The 18282-nt window shown below is 29.4% G+C and carries 20 protein-coding genes; 7 read left to right on the top strand and 13 right to left on the bottom strand.

Annotated features, from left to right (window positions below):
- Positions 1–91: 91 nt before the first annotated feature.
- From CLLT_RS03780 to CLLT_RS03750, 7 genes are read right to left on the bottom strand one after another with little or no spacing between them, the layout of a single operon-like run.
- Positions 92–829 carry an amino acid ABC transporter ATP-binding protein gene (locus CLLT_RS03780; RefSeq protein ID WP_070257041.1) on the bottom strand — a complete coding sequence of 246 codons (738 nt, stop codon included), beginning with the start codon at positions 827–829 and terminating at the stop codon, positions 92–94.
- Position 830: 1 nt separating this feature from the next.
- Entirely contained in the window at positions 831–1490 is a 660-nt protein-coding gene (locus tag CLLT_RS03775) for an amino acid ABC transporter permease (protein ID WP_070257042.1), read from the bottom strand.
- Positions 1483–2130, bottom strand: a complete 648-nt coding sequence (locus CLLT_RS03770; RefSeq protein WP_012661402.1) for an amino acid ABC transporter permease — start codon at positions 2128–2130, stop codon at positions 1483–1485. The genes CLLT_RS03775 and CLLT_RS03770 overlap by 8 nt, the downstream gene beginning before the upstream one ends.
- A gap of 43 nt (positions 2131–2173) precedes the next feature.
- Entirely contained in the window at positions 2174–2776 is a 603-nt protein-coding gene (locus CLLT_RS03765) for a Crp/Fnr family transcriptional regulator (RefSeq protein WP_074691988.1), read from the bottom strand.
- A complete protein-coding gene (gene recG, locus CLLT_RS03760; RefSeq protein ID WP_074691985.1) occupies positions 2769–4592 on the bottom strand; it encodes an ATP-dependent DNA helicase RecG in 1824 nt (607 codons plus the stop codon). The genes CLLT_RS03765 and recG overlap by 8 nt, the downstream gene beginning before the upstream one ends.
- On the bottom strand, positions 4582–5802 hold the full coding sequence (locus tag CLLT_RS03755; RefSeq protein ID WP_070257050.1) for a M16 family metallopeptidase: 1221 nt from the start codon (positions 5800–5802) through the stop codon (positions 4582–4584). The genes recG and CLLT_RS03755 overlap by 11 nt, the downstream gene beginning before the upstream one ends.
- Positions 5802–6848: a dehypoxanthine futalosine cyclase gene (locus CLLT_RS03750; RefSeq protein WP_070257052.1), complete on the bottom strand. Its 1047-nt coding sequence runs from the start codon at positions 6846–6848 to the stop codon at positions 5802–5804. The genes CLLT_RS03755 and CLLT_RS03750 overlap by 1 nt, the downstream gene beginning before the upstream one ends.
- A gap of 106 nt (positions 6849–6954) precedes the next feature.
- Between CLLT_RS03750 and CLLT_RS03745 the strand changes: the two genes are divergently transcribed.
- Positions 6955–8148, top strand: coding sequence for an MFS transporter (locus CLLT_RS03745; protein ID WP_070257054.1), 1194 nt, complete (start codon positions 6955–6957; stop codon positions 8146–8148).
- Here the strand turns inward: CLLT_RS03745 and CLLT_RS03740 are convergent.
- A complete protein-coding gene (locus tag CLLT_RS03740; RefSeq protein WP_012661396.1) occupies positions 8145–8927 on the bottom strand; it encodes a CheR family methyltransferase in 783 nt (260 codons plus the stop codon). The two genes, CLLT_RS03745 and CLLT_RS03740, sit on opposite strands and share 4 nt — an antisense overlap.
- Before the next feature lie 9 nt (positions 8928–8936).
- A complete protein-coding gene (locus CLLT_RS03735; RefSeq protein ID WP_070257056.1) occupies positions 8937–9488 on the bottom strand; it encodes a CheB methylesterase domain-containing protein in 552 nt (183 codons plus the stop codon).
- A 140-nt stretch (positions 9489–9628) separates the two neighbouring features.
- Between CLLT_RS03735 and rpiB the strand changes: the two genes are divergently transcribed.
- Genes rpiB through ychF form a run of 6 tightly spaced genes read left to right on the top strand, consistent with a single transcriptional unit; the run spans position 9629 to position 14072 of the window.
- Positions 9629–10066, top strand: coding sequence for a ribose 5-phosphate isomerase B (gene rpiB, locus CLLT_RS03730; protein WP_070257058.1), 438 nt, complete (start codon positions 9629–9631; stop codon positions 10064–10066).
- Positions 10063–10395 (top strand): membrane protein, encoded by a 333-nt coding sequence (locus CLLT_RS03725; RefSeq protein WP_012661393.1) that lies wholly within the window; start codon positions 10063–10065, stop codon positions 10393–10395. Before rpiB ends, CLLT_RS03725 begins: the two co-directional genes overlap by 4 nt.
- Complete coding sequence (gene apt / locus CLLT_RS03720) at positions 10395–10931, top strand: adenine phosphoribosyltransferase (RefSeq protein WP_070257153.1); 537 nt, start codon at positions 10395–10397, stop codon at positions 10929–10931. Before CLLT_RS03725 ends, apt begins: the two co-directional genes overlap by 1 nt.
- Positions 10932–10933: 2 nt before the next feature.
- The gene (locus CLLT_RS03715; protein ID WP_070257060.1) at positions 10934–11527 is read left to right on the top strand and encodes a DedA family protein; all 594 of its coding nucleotides are present in this window, start codon (positions 10934–10936) and stop codon (positions 11525–11527) included.
- Positions 11524–12975, top strand: a complete 1452-nt coding sequence (locus CLLT_RS03710) for a leucyl aminopeptidase (protein WP_074691982.1) — start codon at positions 11524–11526, stop codon at positions 12973–12975. The genes CLLT_RS03715 and CLLT_RS03710 overlap by 4 nt, the downstream gene beginning before the upstream one ends.
- Entirely contained in the window at positions 12972–14072 is a 1101-nt protein-coding gene (ychF, locus tag CLLT_RS03705; protein WP_074691979.1) for a redox-regulated ATPase YchF, read from the top strand. Before CLLT_RS03710 ends, ychF begins: the two co-directional genes overlap by 4 nt.
- A gap of 29 nt (positions 14073–14101) precedes the next feature.
- Here ychF and cmoA read toward each other — a convergent pair whose 3' ends face one another.
- The 4 genes from cmoA to ligA are packed head-to-tail and all read right to left on the bottom strand — an operon-like array spanning position 14102 to position 18281.
- Entirely contained in the window at positions 14102–14806 is a 705-nt protein-coding gene (gene cmoA / locus CLLT_RS03700; protein ID WP_074691976.1) for a carboxy-S-adenosyl-L-methionine synthase CmoA, read from the bottom strand.
- Positions 14806–15648, bottom strand: a complete 843-nt coding sequence (locus tag CLLT_RS03695) for a bifunctional riboflavin kinase/FAD synthetase (protein WP_074691973.1) — start codon at positions 15646–15648, stop codon at positions 14806–14808. Before CLLT_RS03695 ends, cmoA begins: the two co-directional genes overlap by 1 nt.
- The gene (gene tlyA, locus CLLT_RS03690; RefSeq protein ID WP_070257068.1) at positions 15614–16336 is read right to left on the bottom strand and encodes a 23S rRNA (cytidine-2'-O)-methyltransferase TlyA; all 723 of its coding nucleotides are present in this window, start codon (positions 16334–16336) and stop codon (positions 15614–15616) included. Before tlyA ends, CLLT_RS03695 begins: the two co-directional genes overlap by 35 nt.
- Positions 16326–18281, bottom strand: a complete 1956-nt coding sequence (gene ligA, locus CLLT_RS03685; RefSeq protein ID WP_074691969.1) for an NAD-dependent DNA ligase LigA — start codon at positions 18279–18281, stop codon at positions 16326–16328. Before ligA ends, tlyA begins: the two co-directional genes overlap by 11 nt.
- Position 18282: the final 1 nt, after the last annotated feature.

Raw genomic sequence — 18282 nt, 5'->3', positions numbered from 1 at the left:
AAAAATCTTTTTCATGTTTTTTCCTTGTGATTAAAATTTAAATTTTTAAACCTTATATTAATTTTTTAAACAAATCTTTTCTAAAATAAAATTAACAATGAAAATCAAACAAATTGAGAAATTTTTTCGCACGATCAGTTTTTGGATTTTCAAAAAATTCATCAGGCTTTGAAATTTCTACTATTTTTCCATCATCCATAAAAACTATTCTATCAGCAACAGCTTTTGCAAAACCCATTTCATGCGTAACTATAAGCATAGTCATACCATCTTTGGCTAAATTTAAAATCACATCTAAAACCTCACGCACAATTTCAGGATCAAGCGCTGCTGTAACTTCATCAAAAAGCATGATTTCAGGATTCATACAAAGGCTTCTAACTATAGCTATGCGTTGTTTTTGTCCACCACTTAACTCTTTAGGATAAGCTTTTAATTTATGCAAAAGCCCTACTCTATCAAGCCAATATTTTGCTTCTTCTAAAACCTCTTCTTTTTTTCTTTTTTGCACCTTTAAAGGCCCTAAGAGTATATTTTGCTCCACATTTAAATGATCAAAAAGCTCATAAGATTGAAATACCATACCTATTTTTTGGCGAATTTGAGTCCATTTTTTATAATTTTTATCAATTTTCTCATCATCTACAAAAATAGCTCCATCAGCCATTTCTTCTAAACCATTAATACATCTTAAAAGTGTAGATTTTCCACAACCACTTGGACCTAGTATAACCACTACTTCTTTTTGATTTACTTCTAAATTTATATCTTTTAAAACATGATGATTATCATAATATTTTTGTAAATTTTGTATTTTTAAAATGCTCATATTAGCTCCATTTTTTCTCTAAAAACTTTGAATATACCGACAAAGGATAACAAAGTATAAAATAAATCAATAAAATCAAACCATAAATCACAAAAGCTGCGTAAGAATTTTGAAATAAATTTAGCTCAATCACTTGTTGACCTACTTTAATAAGCTCTATACCGCCGATTAGATAAATCACTGAAGTGCTTTTAATAATTCTTGTAAAAAGATTAATACTCATTGGTAACAATCTTCTTAAAGATAAAGGAATGATGATAAAAAGATAAACTTGTAATTTATTAAAGCCTAGTGAAAGTCCTGATTCATATTGGTGTTTTGGTATGCTTGCCAAAGATGATCTAACTAAATCCATCATCTCAAACACACCCCAAATACTAAAAACAATAATACTTGAACCCAAAGCACTCAAATGCCATCCAAACCATTTTGCTAAACCAAAATGCACTATAAAAAGCCAAACAATCAAAGGCATAATACGCACAAACTCAAGCATAAAACGACAAAAAACATAAAGGATTTTATTTTTAGAATGCATTAAAATTCCAAAAAATACTCCTCCTATGAGTGAAATCAAAACACTAATTAACGAAAGCTCTAAAGTAACCTTTAAACCTTGTGCTAGTCTAAAAAAGGTATCTTGATTTAAAATTTCAAACATAATTTAACCTTTTTTCTATACGGTTTAACACTAAAGATAAAGGTAAAATCAAGATCAAATAACAAAGCACCAAAGCAAATAAAGCTTCATTGCTTTTATAATAAAGTCCTATAAGATCCTTAGCTACATACACTAAATCTGCTAAAGCGATAATACTTACAACCGATGTTTCTTTAAGTAAAAAAATGATATTTGCACTAATGCTTGGCATAGCTATACCCAAGGCTTGAGGCATGATAATATAACGGAAATTTTGCCATTTACTCAAACCCAAAGAAAGTCCTGACTCGTATTGTTGTTTTTTCACTGCTTCCATGCCTGCTCTTAAGCTCTCAGCCATATAAGAACCGCCTAAAAAGCTAAGTCCTATCACAGCACAAGCAAAAGAGCTAAGGTGTATCCCAAACTCAGGCAAAGCATAATATAAAAAGAAAAGTTGGATTAATAAAGGTGTGTTTCTTGAAAATTCTATGTAAATTTTACAGATTGTATTTAAAAAAGAAAATTTAAAATAACTTACTCCCATACAAAATAAACCCACTAAAAATGAAAAAAATACTCCATAAATAGCAAGTTTTAAAGTAAGCCAAGAAGCTTGTATAAACATAGGGCTAAACTTGATTAAAAAATCAAAATCCATAAAACCTTCCATACTTTAAATACAATATTGTAACAAATAAGACTTAAAAAGACTTAATTAAATTTTGCATTTTTTCTTTATTTAAAATTACTATTTTACCTTTATTTGTACAAATAAGCTCATTTTGTTTTAATTCTTTTAAAAAACGCGACAAAGATTCTGGAGGTAAATTTAAAATCACAGCGATTTCTTTTTGTTTTAAATTTTGCAATTTTTCTTCATTTTCTAGCAAAAAACTAACCAATCTTGACTTTAAATCCAAAGATTTTTGTCTGATGAAATTTTCTAAAATTCGAATTTTACCGATTAAAGAAGTCAGAAGTAAAAAACTAAATTCCCCATTTTCCAAGCATAATTTTTTAAATTCATCAAAATCAAAAACGCAAATTTCGCAATCTTGCTCACAAATTGCATTAGCTGGGTAATTAATGCCTTCAAACACAGGCATTTCAGCTATAAAGTTTACCGGAGTTAAAGTATGAAGTGTTAGTTCAAAACCTTTTGCATTCACCTTATATATACGCACTTTTCCACTTAATAAAATATAAATTTTATTTGCTTTTTCACCTTGAAAAAATAAAATATTCCCTTTATTAAAGTGTTTTTTCTTGCCTTTAGAAATTAAAATTTCAAAGTATTTATCCATTTTCTCTTTCCATATTTTTGATACTTTCTTTTGCTTTTAAAACTAACTCTTCATCATCTGCAAAGTCAAAAAATTTAAAATGATTACCATGTTGCACTCTACCATCTAGTAAATCACCACTTAGCCTATTTTTTAAATCAAGTTCAGCTATTTTAAATCCATCTAAAGTTTTAGCAAATTCAAGCAAACGACTTGGAATTTCTTTTTGTTTAGTATATAAATAACAAAAACTCTCAAGCCCCACTCTACCTACTCTGCCTCTAAGTTGATGCAAGGTAGCAAGCCCAAGTCTTTCAGCCCCAACAATAACAATCACGCTTAGTCTTGGTAAAGAAATCCCCACTTCAACCACAGTCGTAGAAAGTAAAATCGTGCCTTTTTCTCTAAATTCTTGCAAAATTTGATCTTTATTTTTATCTTTTCCATGGGTTACATAAACATTTTTGTATTTGTTTACCCAATATCCTTGTGCTTGCTCTAGTGATAAATAATCTATATTTTCACTTTCATTTACCAAAGGATAAATGATGATCACCTGATGATTTTTAGCAAGTTCACCATCGATTTTTTTAAGCAAAACTTTAAAATCTTTATCTTGTATGCAAAAAGTTTTAATGTCTTTTTTAAAGGGTATTTGTTTAATAAAACTAAAATTTACAAGCTCACTTTGTATCATAGATAAAGTTCTTGGTATAGGTGTAGCAGAAAATTGCACGATATGTGGAGCATATTGAGAGTTTTTGCTAAGCTCGCTTATTTTTTGTCTTTGATTAGAACCAAAACGGTGTTGCTCATCTATCATCACTAAAACTGCTTCAAATTCTTCTTGATGAATGAGCGCATGTGTACCTATAATAAAATGAGCTTGTTCTTTTGATTTTGCTAAATCTTTATCTTTTTTACCACCTTTTAAAAGCAATACATTAACAAAATCAGGCAAAAGTCTCTTAGCCTCATGATAAATTTGCTCTGCTAATATACTAGTTGGAGCCATTAAAATAGCCTTTTTAGGATATACAAGCAAACTTGCAGCAAGTATAACCAAAGTCTTGCCACAACCCACATCGCCCATTACCACACGCCTTTTAGCGACTTTATTTTGCAAATCTTTTTTAATATCTTCTATCGCTAAAAGCTGATCATTTGTAGGGTTAAATTCTAAACCCTTAAGCCAAGAGCTTATATCAAAAAGTTCTATTTTATAAGCATTTTGTGATATTTTTTTACCCTTTAAACGCCTTAAATGATTAAAAATTTCTATATATTTTAAGTCTTTAACTATAACATTAAAATTTTCATAAAGAATTAAATCATCATAATTATGTAAATTCAAAAGCAAATTAATATATTTTTGTTCTAAATTTAGCGCTTTTAAATTAGCTTCATTGACATATTTTATGATAAGTTTTTTTATACTTTCATCTTTAATAGAGCTAATTTGGTATTTAGGGACTATTTGACCTATATTTTTTACTATTTTTGGGTTTATAAACTGCCAAATTCCATTAAAAAAATTCATCTTTGCATAGATACAAACTAAAGCATTATGCTTAAAAATTTTAAAATGCCATTTATTAGGATGAAAAATTACTATATTTGCTTTTATACCCCATTCTAAACATTCACAAAGCATAAAAAGCTGAGAGTGATGATTTTGCGTGCTGATAATTTTTACATTTTGGGTACAAAATGTATCTTTTGGAAACTTTGAAATTCTAAAATCATCAAATTTTTTAGGTAAAATCAAAGCCAAATCGATACAATTTTTAACTCCTAAAGTATGAAGTAGTTTTAAATCCTTTTCTTCAACTTTCATTTTCTATGCTTGCAAAACTCACTTTGGTAATTTCACTATGTGCTTTGATAAAGTCATTTAACTCATCTAAATTAGTGTTTTTAATCTTTTGCATTTCTTCTTTTAAATTTCCAAGTTTTAAACCATGTAAATATTCATTTAGCATTATATCTAGTCTTTTGGCCAAGCTTTCATATCTTAAAGGCATAGAACCTACTAAAAATTGTTTAGCTAGTTGAAATTCTTTATCATTTACTCCATTTTGGACAAAGTTTTTAAAAACTTCTTTAACTAAAGCTTTAGCCTCATTAGAACTTTCATTTTTAGTTTGCAAATACCCAAAAACTCTACTATAATTTAAATTTACATCAAGCATAGCATATACTGAATATGCCAAGCCTCTTTTTACACGCACTTCTTCCATCAAACGCGAACCAAAACCACCTTGACCCAAGATAAATAAAGCAAGTTTAGCTAAATACATTTTCTCATCGTTAATTTGTATATTAAATGGGGAGCAAAAGTATATATAAGCTTGCTCGGTGCTTTTTTGTTCACTTACTTCTATATTCTCATCAATAAGTTTGTAGCTTTTGTTTTGATTTGGGATATTTCTTTTTAAAATTTGGCAAATTTTTTCTGTCTTAACCTTCACTTCATCTTCTTTAATATCTCCGCCAAAAACAAATAAAGCATTATCAAGTACTAAATTTTCACTCATAAAATCGTGCAATTCTTTTAAACTAATCTTTTCTATGCTTTCTTTAGTCCCATCAAGACCACTAGCAAAAATTTCATCTATAAAAACATTCTTATTCAAAAGTCTTTTTGCTTGATAATCATAATCAGTATTTAAACTTGCAAGCTCACCCAAAGCTAAAGTTTTTAATCTTTGTAAGATTTTTTCATCAAAACGCACATTTAAAAATAATTCTTGTAATTTTTCTAAAGCAAAATCAAAATGTTCTTTTAAACATTTTATATTAATTTGAAAATGCTCAAAACTAGCCTTAGCATAAAGCTCTATAGCACGGTATTCTAAGCTCTTAAAAAACTCATCATTGCTTCCTTCATTTAAAAGTCTAGCAAGCATACTTGCACAACCTCTATTGTGTTTTTCTGCTATTTTTCCACTATTTTTGAAAATGAGCTTAAAAAATACCACAGGAAGCTCGTTTTCATTCTCATATATTATGTCTATTTTAGTATTATTAAAGTCTAAATTTAACATCAAAACCTCTCTAAGATATTATAAGCTGTATCGCGCTTAGCAGGTAATTCTCCTATATCTTTAATAAGCTCTATCATTTGCTCTTGATTCATTCTATATTTTGCACCAGCTGCTGCTACTACATTTTCTTCCATCATAGTCGAACCCAAATCATTAGCTCCAAATTTTAAAGCAAGCTGGCCTATTAAAGAACCTTGGGTCACCCATGAGCTTTGTAAATTTTTAAAATTATCCAAATACAATCTTGCTAAAGCTAACAATCTTAAATATCTATTAGAACTTTGCTTGATAATTTCAGGATGTTTTTTAATCAAAGGAGTATTTTCACTTTGAAATGACCACAAAATAAAAGCTCTAAAGCCATTTGTTTTATCTTGTAATTTTCTTAAATGATCAAAATGCTCGATAATTTCTTCATCATTTTCAACCGTGCCAAACATCATAGTAGCAGTGCTTTTCATGCCTATATTGTGCGCACTCTCATGCACTCTTAGCCAAGTAGCTGTGTCGCATTTGTGTGGTGCTATAATATCTCTTACCCTATCGCTTAATACTTCAGCACCAGCCCCAGGTATAGAAAAAAGTCCGCTAGCTTGTAATCTTTTTAAAACCTCTTCTATGGAAATTTTAGAAACTTTTGCTATATAAGCTATCTCTACTGCTGAAAAACCATGCACAGTGATAGTTGGATAGTTAGTTTTTATATATGAAAGTAAGTCTTCATACCATTTTATTTTAAGTTTTGGATGCACCCCACCTTGAAATAAAATTTGAGTGCCTCCAATGGCTTGTAATTCTTCTATTTTTTGCCCTATTTCTTCGTATTTTAAAATATAAGAATCATCATCTTTTTCTTTTCTGCAAAAAGCACAAAAATCACAATCAATACAACAAATATTTGTATAATTTATATTTCTATCTACCACGAAAGTTGTAATTTTTTCAGGGTGAAGCTCTAATTTTTTCTCATATGCCATTGCACCTAGTTCATATAAAGGTGTATTTTGGAGCAAATTTAATGCTTCTTTTTTACTTAGTCTATCCATTATTAACCTTTTTTTATAAAAAAGAATTATTATAACATTTAAATGTAAAATAATTTTAAAAAGGATATAATCAAGCCCTTTAATTTCATATATTCATAGGATATTCATGACTTATAGGTCTTTACTTAAAAACAATAAAACCTTTCGTCTTTTAGCAATGGTACAATTTATAAGTTATTTTGGCGCGTGGTTTTCTCAAGTAGGTGTTTTTACTCTTTTGACAAAAGAATTAAATGCCTCTGCAAATATCATAGGTTTTTCAGCTATTTTTGTTTTTTTACCTTCTATTATACTTGCACCTATAAATGGAATAATAGTAGATAGATTTAAACCCAAAAATTTATTACTTACAATGATTGGTATTGAAATGATTTCTATTTTTATGTTAATTTTTATAAATTCTTTAGCTATGCTTTGGTTTTTATACTTTTTAACTTTTGTTCGCATGGGTGTTGCTAGTATATATTTTCAAACAGAAATGTCAGTTTTACCTAAAATTTTAACCCCACAAGAACTAAAACTAGGCAATGAACTTCATAGCATTATATGGGCTGTATCATATGCTTTGGGTATGGGTGCAGCGGGGCTTTTTATAGATCTTTTTGGAGCAAAACCAGCCTTTATAGCTGATACTTTAATGCTATTTTGTGCCATGCTTATACTCAAAACTTTAATTTTACCCGATGAGAAAAATACTACGCAAAATAATCCTTTTATACTAATAAAAGAAGGTTTAAACTATGTATTTAATAATAAAAAAATCATTCATTTGATTTTGCTTCATGGGGTTGTAGGAATAACTGCTTATGATGTTTTAATTACACTTTTAGCTGAATATGAATATGCAAAAGTTATTTCCATACCTTTAGCTATAGGACTTTCTAATGCTATAAGAGCCATATCTTTACTCATAGGTCCTTATGTACTTAGTCCCTATATTAACAAAAACACTTTAGTATATTTATACTTAGCACAAGGTGTGGGTATAATGATGTGGGCTTGCTTGCAATTTAACTTTTATCTTGCCTTTATAGGCTTAGTAATGGCAGGTTTTTGTACTTCATCTTTATGGAGCTATACTTACACACTTTTACAAAATGATTGTGATAAAAGATACTATGGTAGAGTGATTGCCTATAATGATATGGTATATTTAAGTTTTAGCGCTATTATAGTTTTTTCTACTGGGTATTTATTTGAATTTCATGGCTTAAAATTAAGCCATTTTACTTTTGGTTTAGGAGTATGTTTTATCTTTGCAGCAATTTATTGGTGGTGGTTTAATAAAAAATATAATTAATCCACCTTAGAATAATAAACCCCGCCCGCACTAAAATTCTTTTCAAAATAAGCTGTTTCAGGTACAAGATCTGATTTTCCTGGATATATTCTGCCCTCTCTATTCAATACCCTATAAAAACGCTCCATTAATTTTATTTTAAAATCTTGATCAAAATATATCATCATATTTCTTGAAAAAATCACATCAAATTTTCCAAGCTTAAATAATGAATCATCAAAAACATTACATAGCTCAAAACGGCATCTACAGGCTAAAGTTTCTTTTTTAAGCTGATACATCCTATCTTTTACATCAAAATAACGCGTTTTTTGCATGGTATTTAATCTAGCTACCGAGCGCTCTGAATATAACATTTCATTACATTTATCTATCATTTTTTTATTGATATCTATACCAACTATATTCATACCTTTAACAAAATTCTCACTTGCTAAAATAGCTAAAGAATACACTTCTTCACCACTTGAGCATGGAGCACAAAGCACATTTATAGGCCTATCAAGAGATTTTATATAATAAATTACATCTTTTAATTGTTCTAACTCTCTAAAAAAATAAGTCTCACAAACTGTGATAAAATCCATAGTTTCTTGTTTTAAATTTCTTTGAAGCTGTACTTTTTCATTTAATTCACTAAGACTATTTAAACCTAATTCTTGTAAAAATTTAGGCAGTTTTATAGATAAAATATCTTTTTTAGTATTAAGATTATTTCCACTTATTTGCTCTACTATTTTTATAAAATCACTCATTTCATTTTCTGTAATTTTTATCATCTTTCCATCCTATGATTTGATAAAATTTATTATTTCTTTTTTGAGTTCTATTAAACTCATAGGTTTTAAATTTGGGTTAGTATCCCTGGCTTTTTTTGGCATCCCATATACTATAGAATCTGCTTCATTTTCGCACAAACACCTTACTCCAACCTTATAAAGATCAAACAAAGATTTAGCGCCATCATCACCCATTCCTGTCATAATCAAGGCTAAAATTTTATGGTATTTGTAAAGATTTATAGCCGAATGGAATAAAACATCTATCCCTGGATTAAAACTACTTGTTTGCTCTGTAGTATTTAGTGTTAGTGTATTATTTCCACCTAAAACCATATTTCTTTGACAAATGTAAATTTTATTTTTTAAAACTTCTTTATCATTTGGTATGACAACATCGCTTTTTGCTTCTTTGTTAAATTGATTCACAAAAGAAGGGATAAAAGCTGGATTCATATGTTGAGCAATCACTACCGCGCAATCTTTAAGTTCTACATCATTTAGTAAAAACTTTAGTTGACTTGGACCACCCGTTGAAGAACCAATCAAAACAAGCTTCATTTTTTACCTTAAATTTAGTATTATTATATCAAATTAAATATTTGAAAATATTAAAAAATAATTATATATAAGAAAGAAAAATTTTAATTAAATATGATAAAATTAATACTTTAAAATTTCAAATGATAAGTGATTATTAAATGTTAAGAGAAAAAATTTACATAGCAAGCGATCATGCTGGCTTTATTTTAAAACAAGAAATTATCAATTTTTTACAAGAAAAAAATATAAACTTTGAGGATTTAGGTCCTTTTAGTAATGATCGTTGTGATTATCCTGATTATGCACATCTACTAAGCTCTAAAATTAATGAAACCAGTTTTGGAATTTTAGTATGTGGATCAGGTATTGGTATGAGTATAGCAGCAAATCGCCATACAAACATACGCTGTGCTTTATGTAATGAACCCTTAAGCGCTAAACTCTCAAGAGAGCATAACGATGCAAATGTTTTAGCCTTAGGATCTAGACTAACCGGAATAGATATGGCTTTTGAAATTATAAATAATTTCATCAATACTTCCTTTAGTGGTGGAAGACATTGCGCGCGAATTAGTAAAATAGAGGCAAAACTATGATTTTGAGTTGGCTTGTATTAACAATATTAATTTGTATTAGTATTTATATGACTATTATGTTGCTTTATTATAAAACCTTACTTCACAAAGAAAAAGTAGCAAAAGAATTCATAAAAAATAATCTTGATGATACAGAAATTGTTATAAGAAAATTACAAGTTCAACTTCAAAGAAGTTTGGGTAACATTGACATTTTAACCGAAGAGCTAAACAAAAGCAAAGCAGATCTTACTTCTCTTAGAACAAGAAATTCTCAATATCGTATCGAAAATGAAAAATTAAGACAAAGAATCAAAGAATTAGAAGCAAAAATTGAGGCATTATTATGATGAAAGAACAAGATAAAAAATACTTATTAGATAGCATTAGAGCTATTAAAGATTTTCCAAAAGAAGGAATTATCTTTAGAGATATCACAACCTTACTAAACAATAAAGAAGCATTTGCATTTTTAATGGATTATTTAGTTGAAAAATATCAAAACGCAAAACTTGATTATATCGTTGGCATAGAAAGTAGAGGTTTTATTTTTGGTGCTGCGCTAAGCGCTAGATTAAAACTACCTTTTGTACCTATTAGAAAACCAGGTAAATTACCTTCAAAATGCTTGCAAGAATCTTATAGCTTAGAATATGGTAGCGACACTATAGAAATTCACATTGACGCTTTTAATAATCAAAAAGCAAATGTTTTACTTATAGATGATCTTATCGCAACAGGAGGCACAGCAATAGCTGCTGTTAAACTCATACAAAGGCTTAATGCAAATTGCGTTGAAGCTTGCTTTTTACTGAATTTAAAAGATTTAGATGGAGAAAAAGAATTATCTAAATTAACTTCTGTTTATAGTGTATTAGAGGTGTAATGATGGAGGAGTTTTTAAAACAGCTTTTGTATGATTATAAAAATTGGGCTTATATCATAGTTTTTTTATGGTGCATACTTGAAGGTGAGCTTGCGCTTATTTTAGCAGGTATTTTTGCCCATGAAGGGCATGTAAATTTAGCTTTAATTATATTTGTAGCTGGACTGGGTGGCTTTGTAGGTGATCAAATATATTTTTATATAGGAAGATATAATAAAAAATACATTCAGAAAAAACTTCGCACCCAAAGGCGTAAATTTGCCATAGCGCATTTATTATTACAGCGTTTTGGCTGGCCTATTATTTTCATACAAAGATATATGTATGGTTTTAGAACTATCATACCTATGAGTATAGGATTAACTCGTTATAGTGCTAAAAAATTTGCATTTATAAATTTAATTAGTGCTTGGGCTTGGGCTGCTATAACCATTTTACTTGCATGGTTTTTTGGAAAACAAATTTGGCTTGCAGTAGAATGGGCTGGAGATCACTGGTATTTTGCAGTGCCTATTATCGCTTGTTTTTTACTTGCTTTATTTTTAGGTATGAAACAAATAGAAAAATCTATACTCAAAAAAAGGACTCATAAATGATTTTTGAATTTAAAAATGAAGATATAAATTCTATACAAGCTGATTTTGAAATCATCTTAGTACAAGAAAAAAATATAGAAAAATACACTCAAAGTCAAGAACTTTTCAAATTATCAAATTATAAAGGCGAAGGAATTTGCATAGATATGCAAAATAAAATTCTTTACAGTGAACTTAAAAGTTTAGAGTATGAAGATATAAGACTTACATTTGCTAATGCTTTTAAGGCTTTAAAAAAACTTGATATTAAAAGCGTTAAAACTAAAAGTGTTGTGGGAAAATGCATTGTAAATAGTTTTAATTCTTTAGTACAAGGTTTTACTTTTGCTGCTTATGAGTTTAATAAATACAAAAAAGAAAAAACAAATTCTAATTTAGAAAAAATTTTTATATCAAAAGATGAAATTAATGATAAAAATTTCAGCCAAGAAGAAGCTCTTATAGGGATTAATTATGGGCAGATTTTTTCTAAAGCATGTGATTTTGCAAAAGATATTGTTAATGAAATTCCACAAACATATACTCCAGCAAAAATGGCCGAAGATGCTTTAAATTTAAGCAAAAACAATCCAAACATTACTTGTAAAATTTATGAAAGTGATTTTTTAGAAAAAGAAAAAATGCAAGCATTTTTAGCAGTCAATCGTGCTTCAATCCACCCTCCAAAACTAATCCACCTTTCATATAAACCACAAAATGCTAAGATGAAAGTGGTTTTTGTTGGTAAAGGTTTGACTTATGATAGTGGTGGTCTTAGTTTAAAACCAGCTGATTATATGCTTACTATGAAAGCAGACAAAAGTGGTGGGGCTGCTGCTATGGCTATCATTAAAGGTGCAAGTGAGCTAAACCTTGATATAGAAATTCACTCCATTATAGGTGCTACAGAAAACATGATAGGCGGGAATGCTTATAAGCCTGATGATGTGCTTATCTCAAGAGAAGGTGTAAGCATAGAAGTAAGAAATACTGATGCTGAGGGAAGATTAGTTTTAGCTGATTGCCTTTCTTTTGCTCAAGATTTAAAACCTGATTTATTAATAGATCTTGCTACTTTAACAGGAGCTTGCGTGGTAGGACTTGGAGAATACACAAGCGCTATCATGGGAAATAAAGAAGAATTACAAGATGAATTTTTTAAAGTAAGTAAAAAAAGTGGGGATTTAGCAACCATCTTGCATTTTAATCCTTACTTAAAAGAACTTATAAAATCTAACATTGCAGATGTAAGTAATACCTCTTCAAGTCGTTATGGTGGGGCTATTACTGCAGGATTGTTTTTAAATTCTTTCATTAGAGAAGAATACAAAGATAAATGGTTGCATTTAGATATAGCAGGGCCAGCTTATTTAGAAAAATCATGGGGATATTATAGCTTTGGCGCAAGTTCAGCAGGGGTTAGAATGTGCCTTGCTTATTTAATTTATCTTTCAAGGAAACAAAAATGAGTTTATCAGTTGGTATAGTAGGACTTCCAAATGTTGGAAAATCAACTACCTTTAATGCCCTAACAAGAGCGCAAAATGCAGAAAGTGCAAATTATCCATTTTGTACTATAGAGCCTAATAAAGCTGTGGTTCCTGTGCCAGATCATCGTTTGAAAGAACTAGCAAAGATAGTCAATCCTCAAAAAATTATACGCTCAAATATAGAATTTGTAGATATAGCAGGATTGGTAGCAGGAGCTAGCAAAGGCGAGGGTTTGGGTAATAAATTTCTTTCAAACATACGCGAAACAGAAATGATCTTACATATAGTTCGCTGTTTTGATGATGAAAATATCACTCATGTTGCAGGTAGTGTTGATCCTGTACGTGATGTGCAAATTATAGAAACTGAACTTATATTAGCAGATATTGAGCAACTTAGCAAGAAGATAGAAAAATTAAGCAAAGGTGTAAAAGCTAATGAAAAAGGTGCAAAAGAAAGCTTAGCATTAGCTAATGAACTTTTAGAACATTTAAATCAAAACAATAGCGCAAGCTCTTTTGCTAATAAAAATGAAGTCTATCATGCTCTTATAAAAGAACTAAGATTGCTTTCAGCTAAGGAAGTGATATATGGAGCAAATGTAGATGAGAATTCCCTTTTAGAAGACAATGAATTTGTAAAAGACCTTAAAGAATTTGCCGCAAAATCAGGTCATGAGGTCATTAAGCTTTGCTCTAAAATAGAAGAGGAAATGATAGCTTTAAGCGATGAAGAAAATTATGAATTTTTAAAATCCTTAGGTATAGAAAGCAGTGGACTTGAAGTGGTTATACGCACTGCTTTTTCAAAGTTAAATTTAATAAGCTATTTCACAGCAGGCCAAATAGAAGTTAGATCATGGACTATACAAAGAGGCTGGAAAGCACCAAAAGCAGCAAGTGTTATCCATAATGACTTTGAAAAAGGCTTTATAAAAGCTGAAGTAATTTCTTATGAAGATTATATTACCTGTAAAGGCGAAAATGGAGCTAAAGAAGCAGGAAAGCTACGCCTTGAGGGTAAAGATTATATCGTCCAAGATGGCGATGTAATGCATTTTAGATTTAATGTTTAATCTTGGAAAGATTAAACATTTTTTAGATTTCATTTAAAAGCCACGAATGTTTCAAAATTTACCCATTTAAACACACTTTCTATGATTTTAAATCCTGAATTTTTAAGCATGTTTATATTTTCATTTTGAGTATAAGGAATGAGTATATTTTCTAAAGCTTCTCTTTTTGTTGCAATTTCTAATTTGCTATAGCCTTGATCTTGTTTGTAATTTTCATAAATTTCTATCATTTTTTTTGATATTTTTACATCTTCATAAAGAATTTTTTCACTCATGATAAAAATTCCACCATCATTTAAATTTTGATAAATTTTATCAATGATTTCTTGCCTTTTTGGTGGGCGGATAAATTGCATAGTATAAGTAGCAACAAATACATCGTTTTTAAAAAAACTAAACTCATCTAAATTTTGCTCATAAAAATCCACTCTAGCCCCAAATGCTCTCGTTTTATTACTAGCAATATCAAGCATAGCCTTGGCATTATCTACTCCACTTAATTGCAAATCTTTTCTTTTTTCAAACAAAGCCAAAAGCAAACTAGCAGTCGAACAACCAAGATCGCAAATTTTTGCGTTTTGCGGGGCAAAATGTGTGATTAGTTGAGTAATAAGCTTTAAATTTTGCGCATAAAAAGGCACAGATCTAGCCACCATGTCATCAAACACACTTGCAACATTTGCATCAAATTCAAATTGTTTTTCTAAAGGTTTTTTAAAAATTTCATCTTTCATTATAAATTTCCTAAAATTTGCTTTGCTTTGTTAATATCTTTACTTATTTGTGCTTTTAATAAGGCTATATCGTTAAATTTTTCATTAGCTCTTATATAGTCAATGAAGCTTAACTCCACTGACTTTGCATTTGTATTTGTGAAATTTTCATCTAAAATATGCGTTTCTAAAGCAAAATTTTCATCAGTAGATCTTATACCTATAAAGCTTACACTATGATAGCTTTTATTTTCAATCTTTACCAAAGTCGCGTATACACCATCTTTGGGTAAAAAGAAATCTTTTGCGTATAAATTTAAAGTTGCAAAAAGCTCTTTAGCACCTATGCCTTGACCTTTGATGATATTTGCTTGTATAGTATAAAATCTACCTAGAAAATTTTTAGCTTCTTTGACTTTTGCTTCTTTAAGTAAGGTTTTAATCATACTTGTATGAACACTTTTATTTTGAATTTTAAACTCATCTATGATGATGGTGTTTATACCACAAAGATTTTGTATATCTTTGGCGCTACATTTTTTTTCTTTGCCAAATTTAAAATCATAGCCTACGATAATCCTTTCTAGTTTGGGAAATTCTTGCCTTAGAAGTTTTAAAAAATCCTCACCTTTATAGTTTTTGACTTTATCAAAATCACAAAAAATCAAAGGAAAATCAACCAAATTTATTCTAAAATCCTTAGGCGTTAGAGCTTCTTTTTCTTCTTTTGCGATAATAAATAAAGCTCCATTTTTATCTAAATATTTAAAAAGCTCAAAATGTCCCAAATGCATACCATCAAAACACCCTATAGCCAAACTTGTGATTTTAGTTTTTTCTATAGGCGTAGAAAAATTCCACATTACCTTCTTTTCCTTTTAAGCTTGATTGTTGATGATATTGTAAAATCCAGCCTAAATTTGCGCATTCTTTTTCAAATTTATTTTTTGCCATAGCAATAGCTTTTTCATCTTTTACCACACCATTTTTATCGCGTTTAATATTTTTACCCACTTCAAATTGTGGCTTAAAAAGCAAAATGATATCTTTTTTAGCCAATTTATCTATATAAAAAAGTAAATGTGATAAAGATATAAAACTAACATCACAGCTTATAAGATCAAATTTAATATCGCTTTTAAATTCCCTTAAATCAGTGTTTTCACATATTATAATCTCATCATTTTCTTTCAAACTCTCATGAAGTTGGTTTGATCCTACATCAAGTGCATAAATTTGCTTAGCTTGATTTTGCAATAAAATTTGCACAAAACCACCAGTAGATGAACCTATATCAAGACAAATTTTATCTTTAATCTCTAAAGCATAATTTTGCAAAAAATCTTTTAGTTTATAAGCTGCCCTACTTACATAAAACTCATTTAAAAGAGTGAGTTTTAAACTCTCATCTTCTAAGGGGTTTTCACTTATAATCTTAAAAGAAGTTTTTTTAAACTCATCATTTAATAAAATTTGCTCATTTTCTATAAGCTCACAAGCTTTGTTGCGACTTATGTTTAGTTTTTGACTTACAAAAACATCATACCTCATCATCACCGCCTAAAAGTGCGTTAAATTCATCTTCATTGATACATTTAACTCCCAAACTTTGAGCTTTTTCAAGCTTTGAGCCTGCCTCGCTTCCATATAATACAAAATCAGTTTTTTTAGATACAGATGAGCTTACCTTTGCTCCAAAACTTTCGATTAATTCTTTAAAATGATCGCGTGATTTGCTTAAAGTACCTGTGATAACAAAGGTTTTATTAGAAATATTTTCATTTAAAGCAAGCTCTTTTTTTTCATCTTCTAAGTGCAAAATTTCATAAAAATGTTTAATGCGTTGATGATTTATTTTTGTAAATTCTTGCAAGCTTTTTGCCATTTGCTCGCCAAAACCCTCTAAATTCACATAAGCTTCATAACTTTGTAAAAACCAATCAAATCCAAAAGATTGCGCTAGCTTTTTAGCTGCCACTTCGCCAATATGCTCTATACCCAAAGCTGTGATAAATCTTGATAAAGAGCATTTTTTAGCATTTTCTATAGCGTTTAAAAGATTATTAATTTTCTTTTCTTTAAAACCTTCTAAATTTAAAAAATCATCATATTTTAAGAAAAATATGCTTTCTATATTTGTGATTTTTCCTTCTTTAAATAAAAGTTCTACGATATTTTCTCCAAGGCCATCTATATTTAAACATTTCTTAGATACAAAATATATAATGGAATTTACAAGTCTTGCTTTACAATCTAAATTTTGACATTTTAAAAAAGCACCCTCATCTAAAAGCTCACTTAAACACTCAGGGCAAAGACTTGGTTTAGTGATTTTACTTTCTAAACCATCTCTTCTTTGGGTAAAAACTTTAGTGATTTTAGGTATTACATCGCCGCTTCTTATCACGCTTACACTATCACCTATCATCACTCCAAGTCTAGCTATCTCATCAAAATTATGCAAAGTAGCTGATTTTACTATAACCCCATCTAATTCCACGGGCTCTAAGATTGCAACAGGAGTTATCACCCCACTTCTTCCAACTTGTAAATTTACTCCAAGTAAGGTTGTAGTTTTTTCTAAAGCTGGAAATTTAAACGCAGCCATAAATTTTGGAAATTTAACCGTGTATCCAAGCTCTTGGCATTTTTTTAAATCATCAATCCTTACAACCATACCATCCATCATCATAGGCTTTTGATCTCTTTTTTCTAAAAGTTCTTGGTATTTTTCTAAAACCTCATCTAAGGTTTTCACACAATATACAAAATCATCTTTTAAAAAACCAAGACTTCTTATAAACTCCATCACTTCAGAGTGTTTGCTAAATTTTAAAGAATTTTCTCCAACTCCCCAAGGATAAAATTTCAAATTTCTTTCTTTAGTGATACTTGTATCTAGCTGTCTTAAAGATCCACTTGCCCCATTACGTGGATTGGCAAATAAACTTAAACCATCTTTGGCTCTTTTTTCGTTGATCTTTTCAAAATCTTCTTTTAAAATCACCACCTCACCACGAATTTCTATTTTGTCTTTATAAGGTATGATTTTAGGAATATTAGAAATTTCTTTAACATTTAAAGTAATATCCTCGCCTATTTCACCATCTCCCCTTGTAGCACCACTGATTAATTTACCATTTTCATAAGTAAGATTTAAACTAGCTCCATCAAATTTAGGTTCTATAAAAAAATCAAACTCACATTTTGCTCTTTTTGCCCAAGCTCTAAGCTCAGCCTCATCAAACACATCTTCCATAGACCACATTTTTGCACTATGAGTGATTTTATGAAATTCACTTTGTATAGTTGGAGCGATGTTTTGTGTGGGAGAATCTTTAGAAATTTTATCCTTATAAAGTGCTTCAAATTCTTTTAATTCTCTAATTAATTTATCATATTCTTCATCACTTGCTAATGGCTCATCATCTTCATAATAAGCCCTCATCCATTCTTTTGCTAATTTTACCTTTTCTAAATACTCTTGATAAGTCATC

Source organism: Campylobacter lari subsp. lari (genome assembly GCF_013372185.1).
Taxonomy (GTDB): domain Bacteria; phylum Campylobacterota; class Campylobacteria; order Campylobacterales; family Campylobacteraceae; genus Campylobacter_D; species Campylobacter_D lari.
The sequence above is the reverse complement of the archived record's forward strand: the minus strand, read 5'-3'. Positions and strand labels throughout refer to the sequence as shown.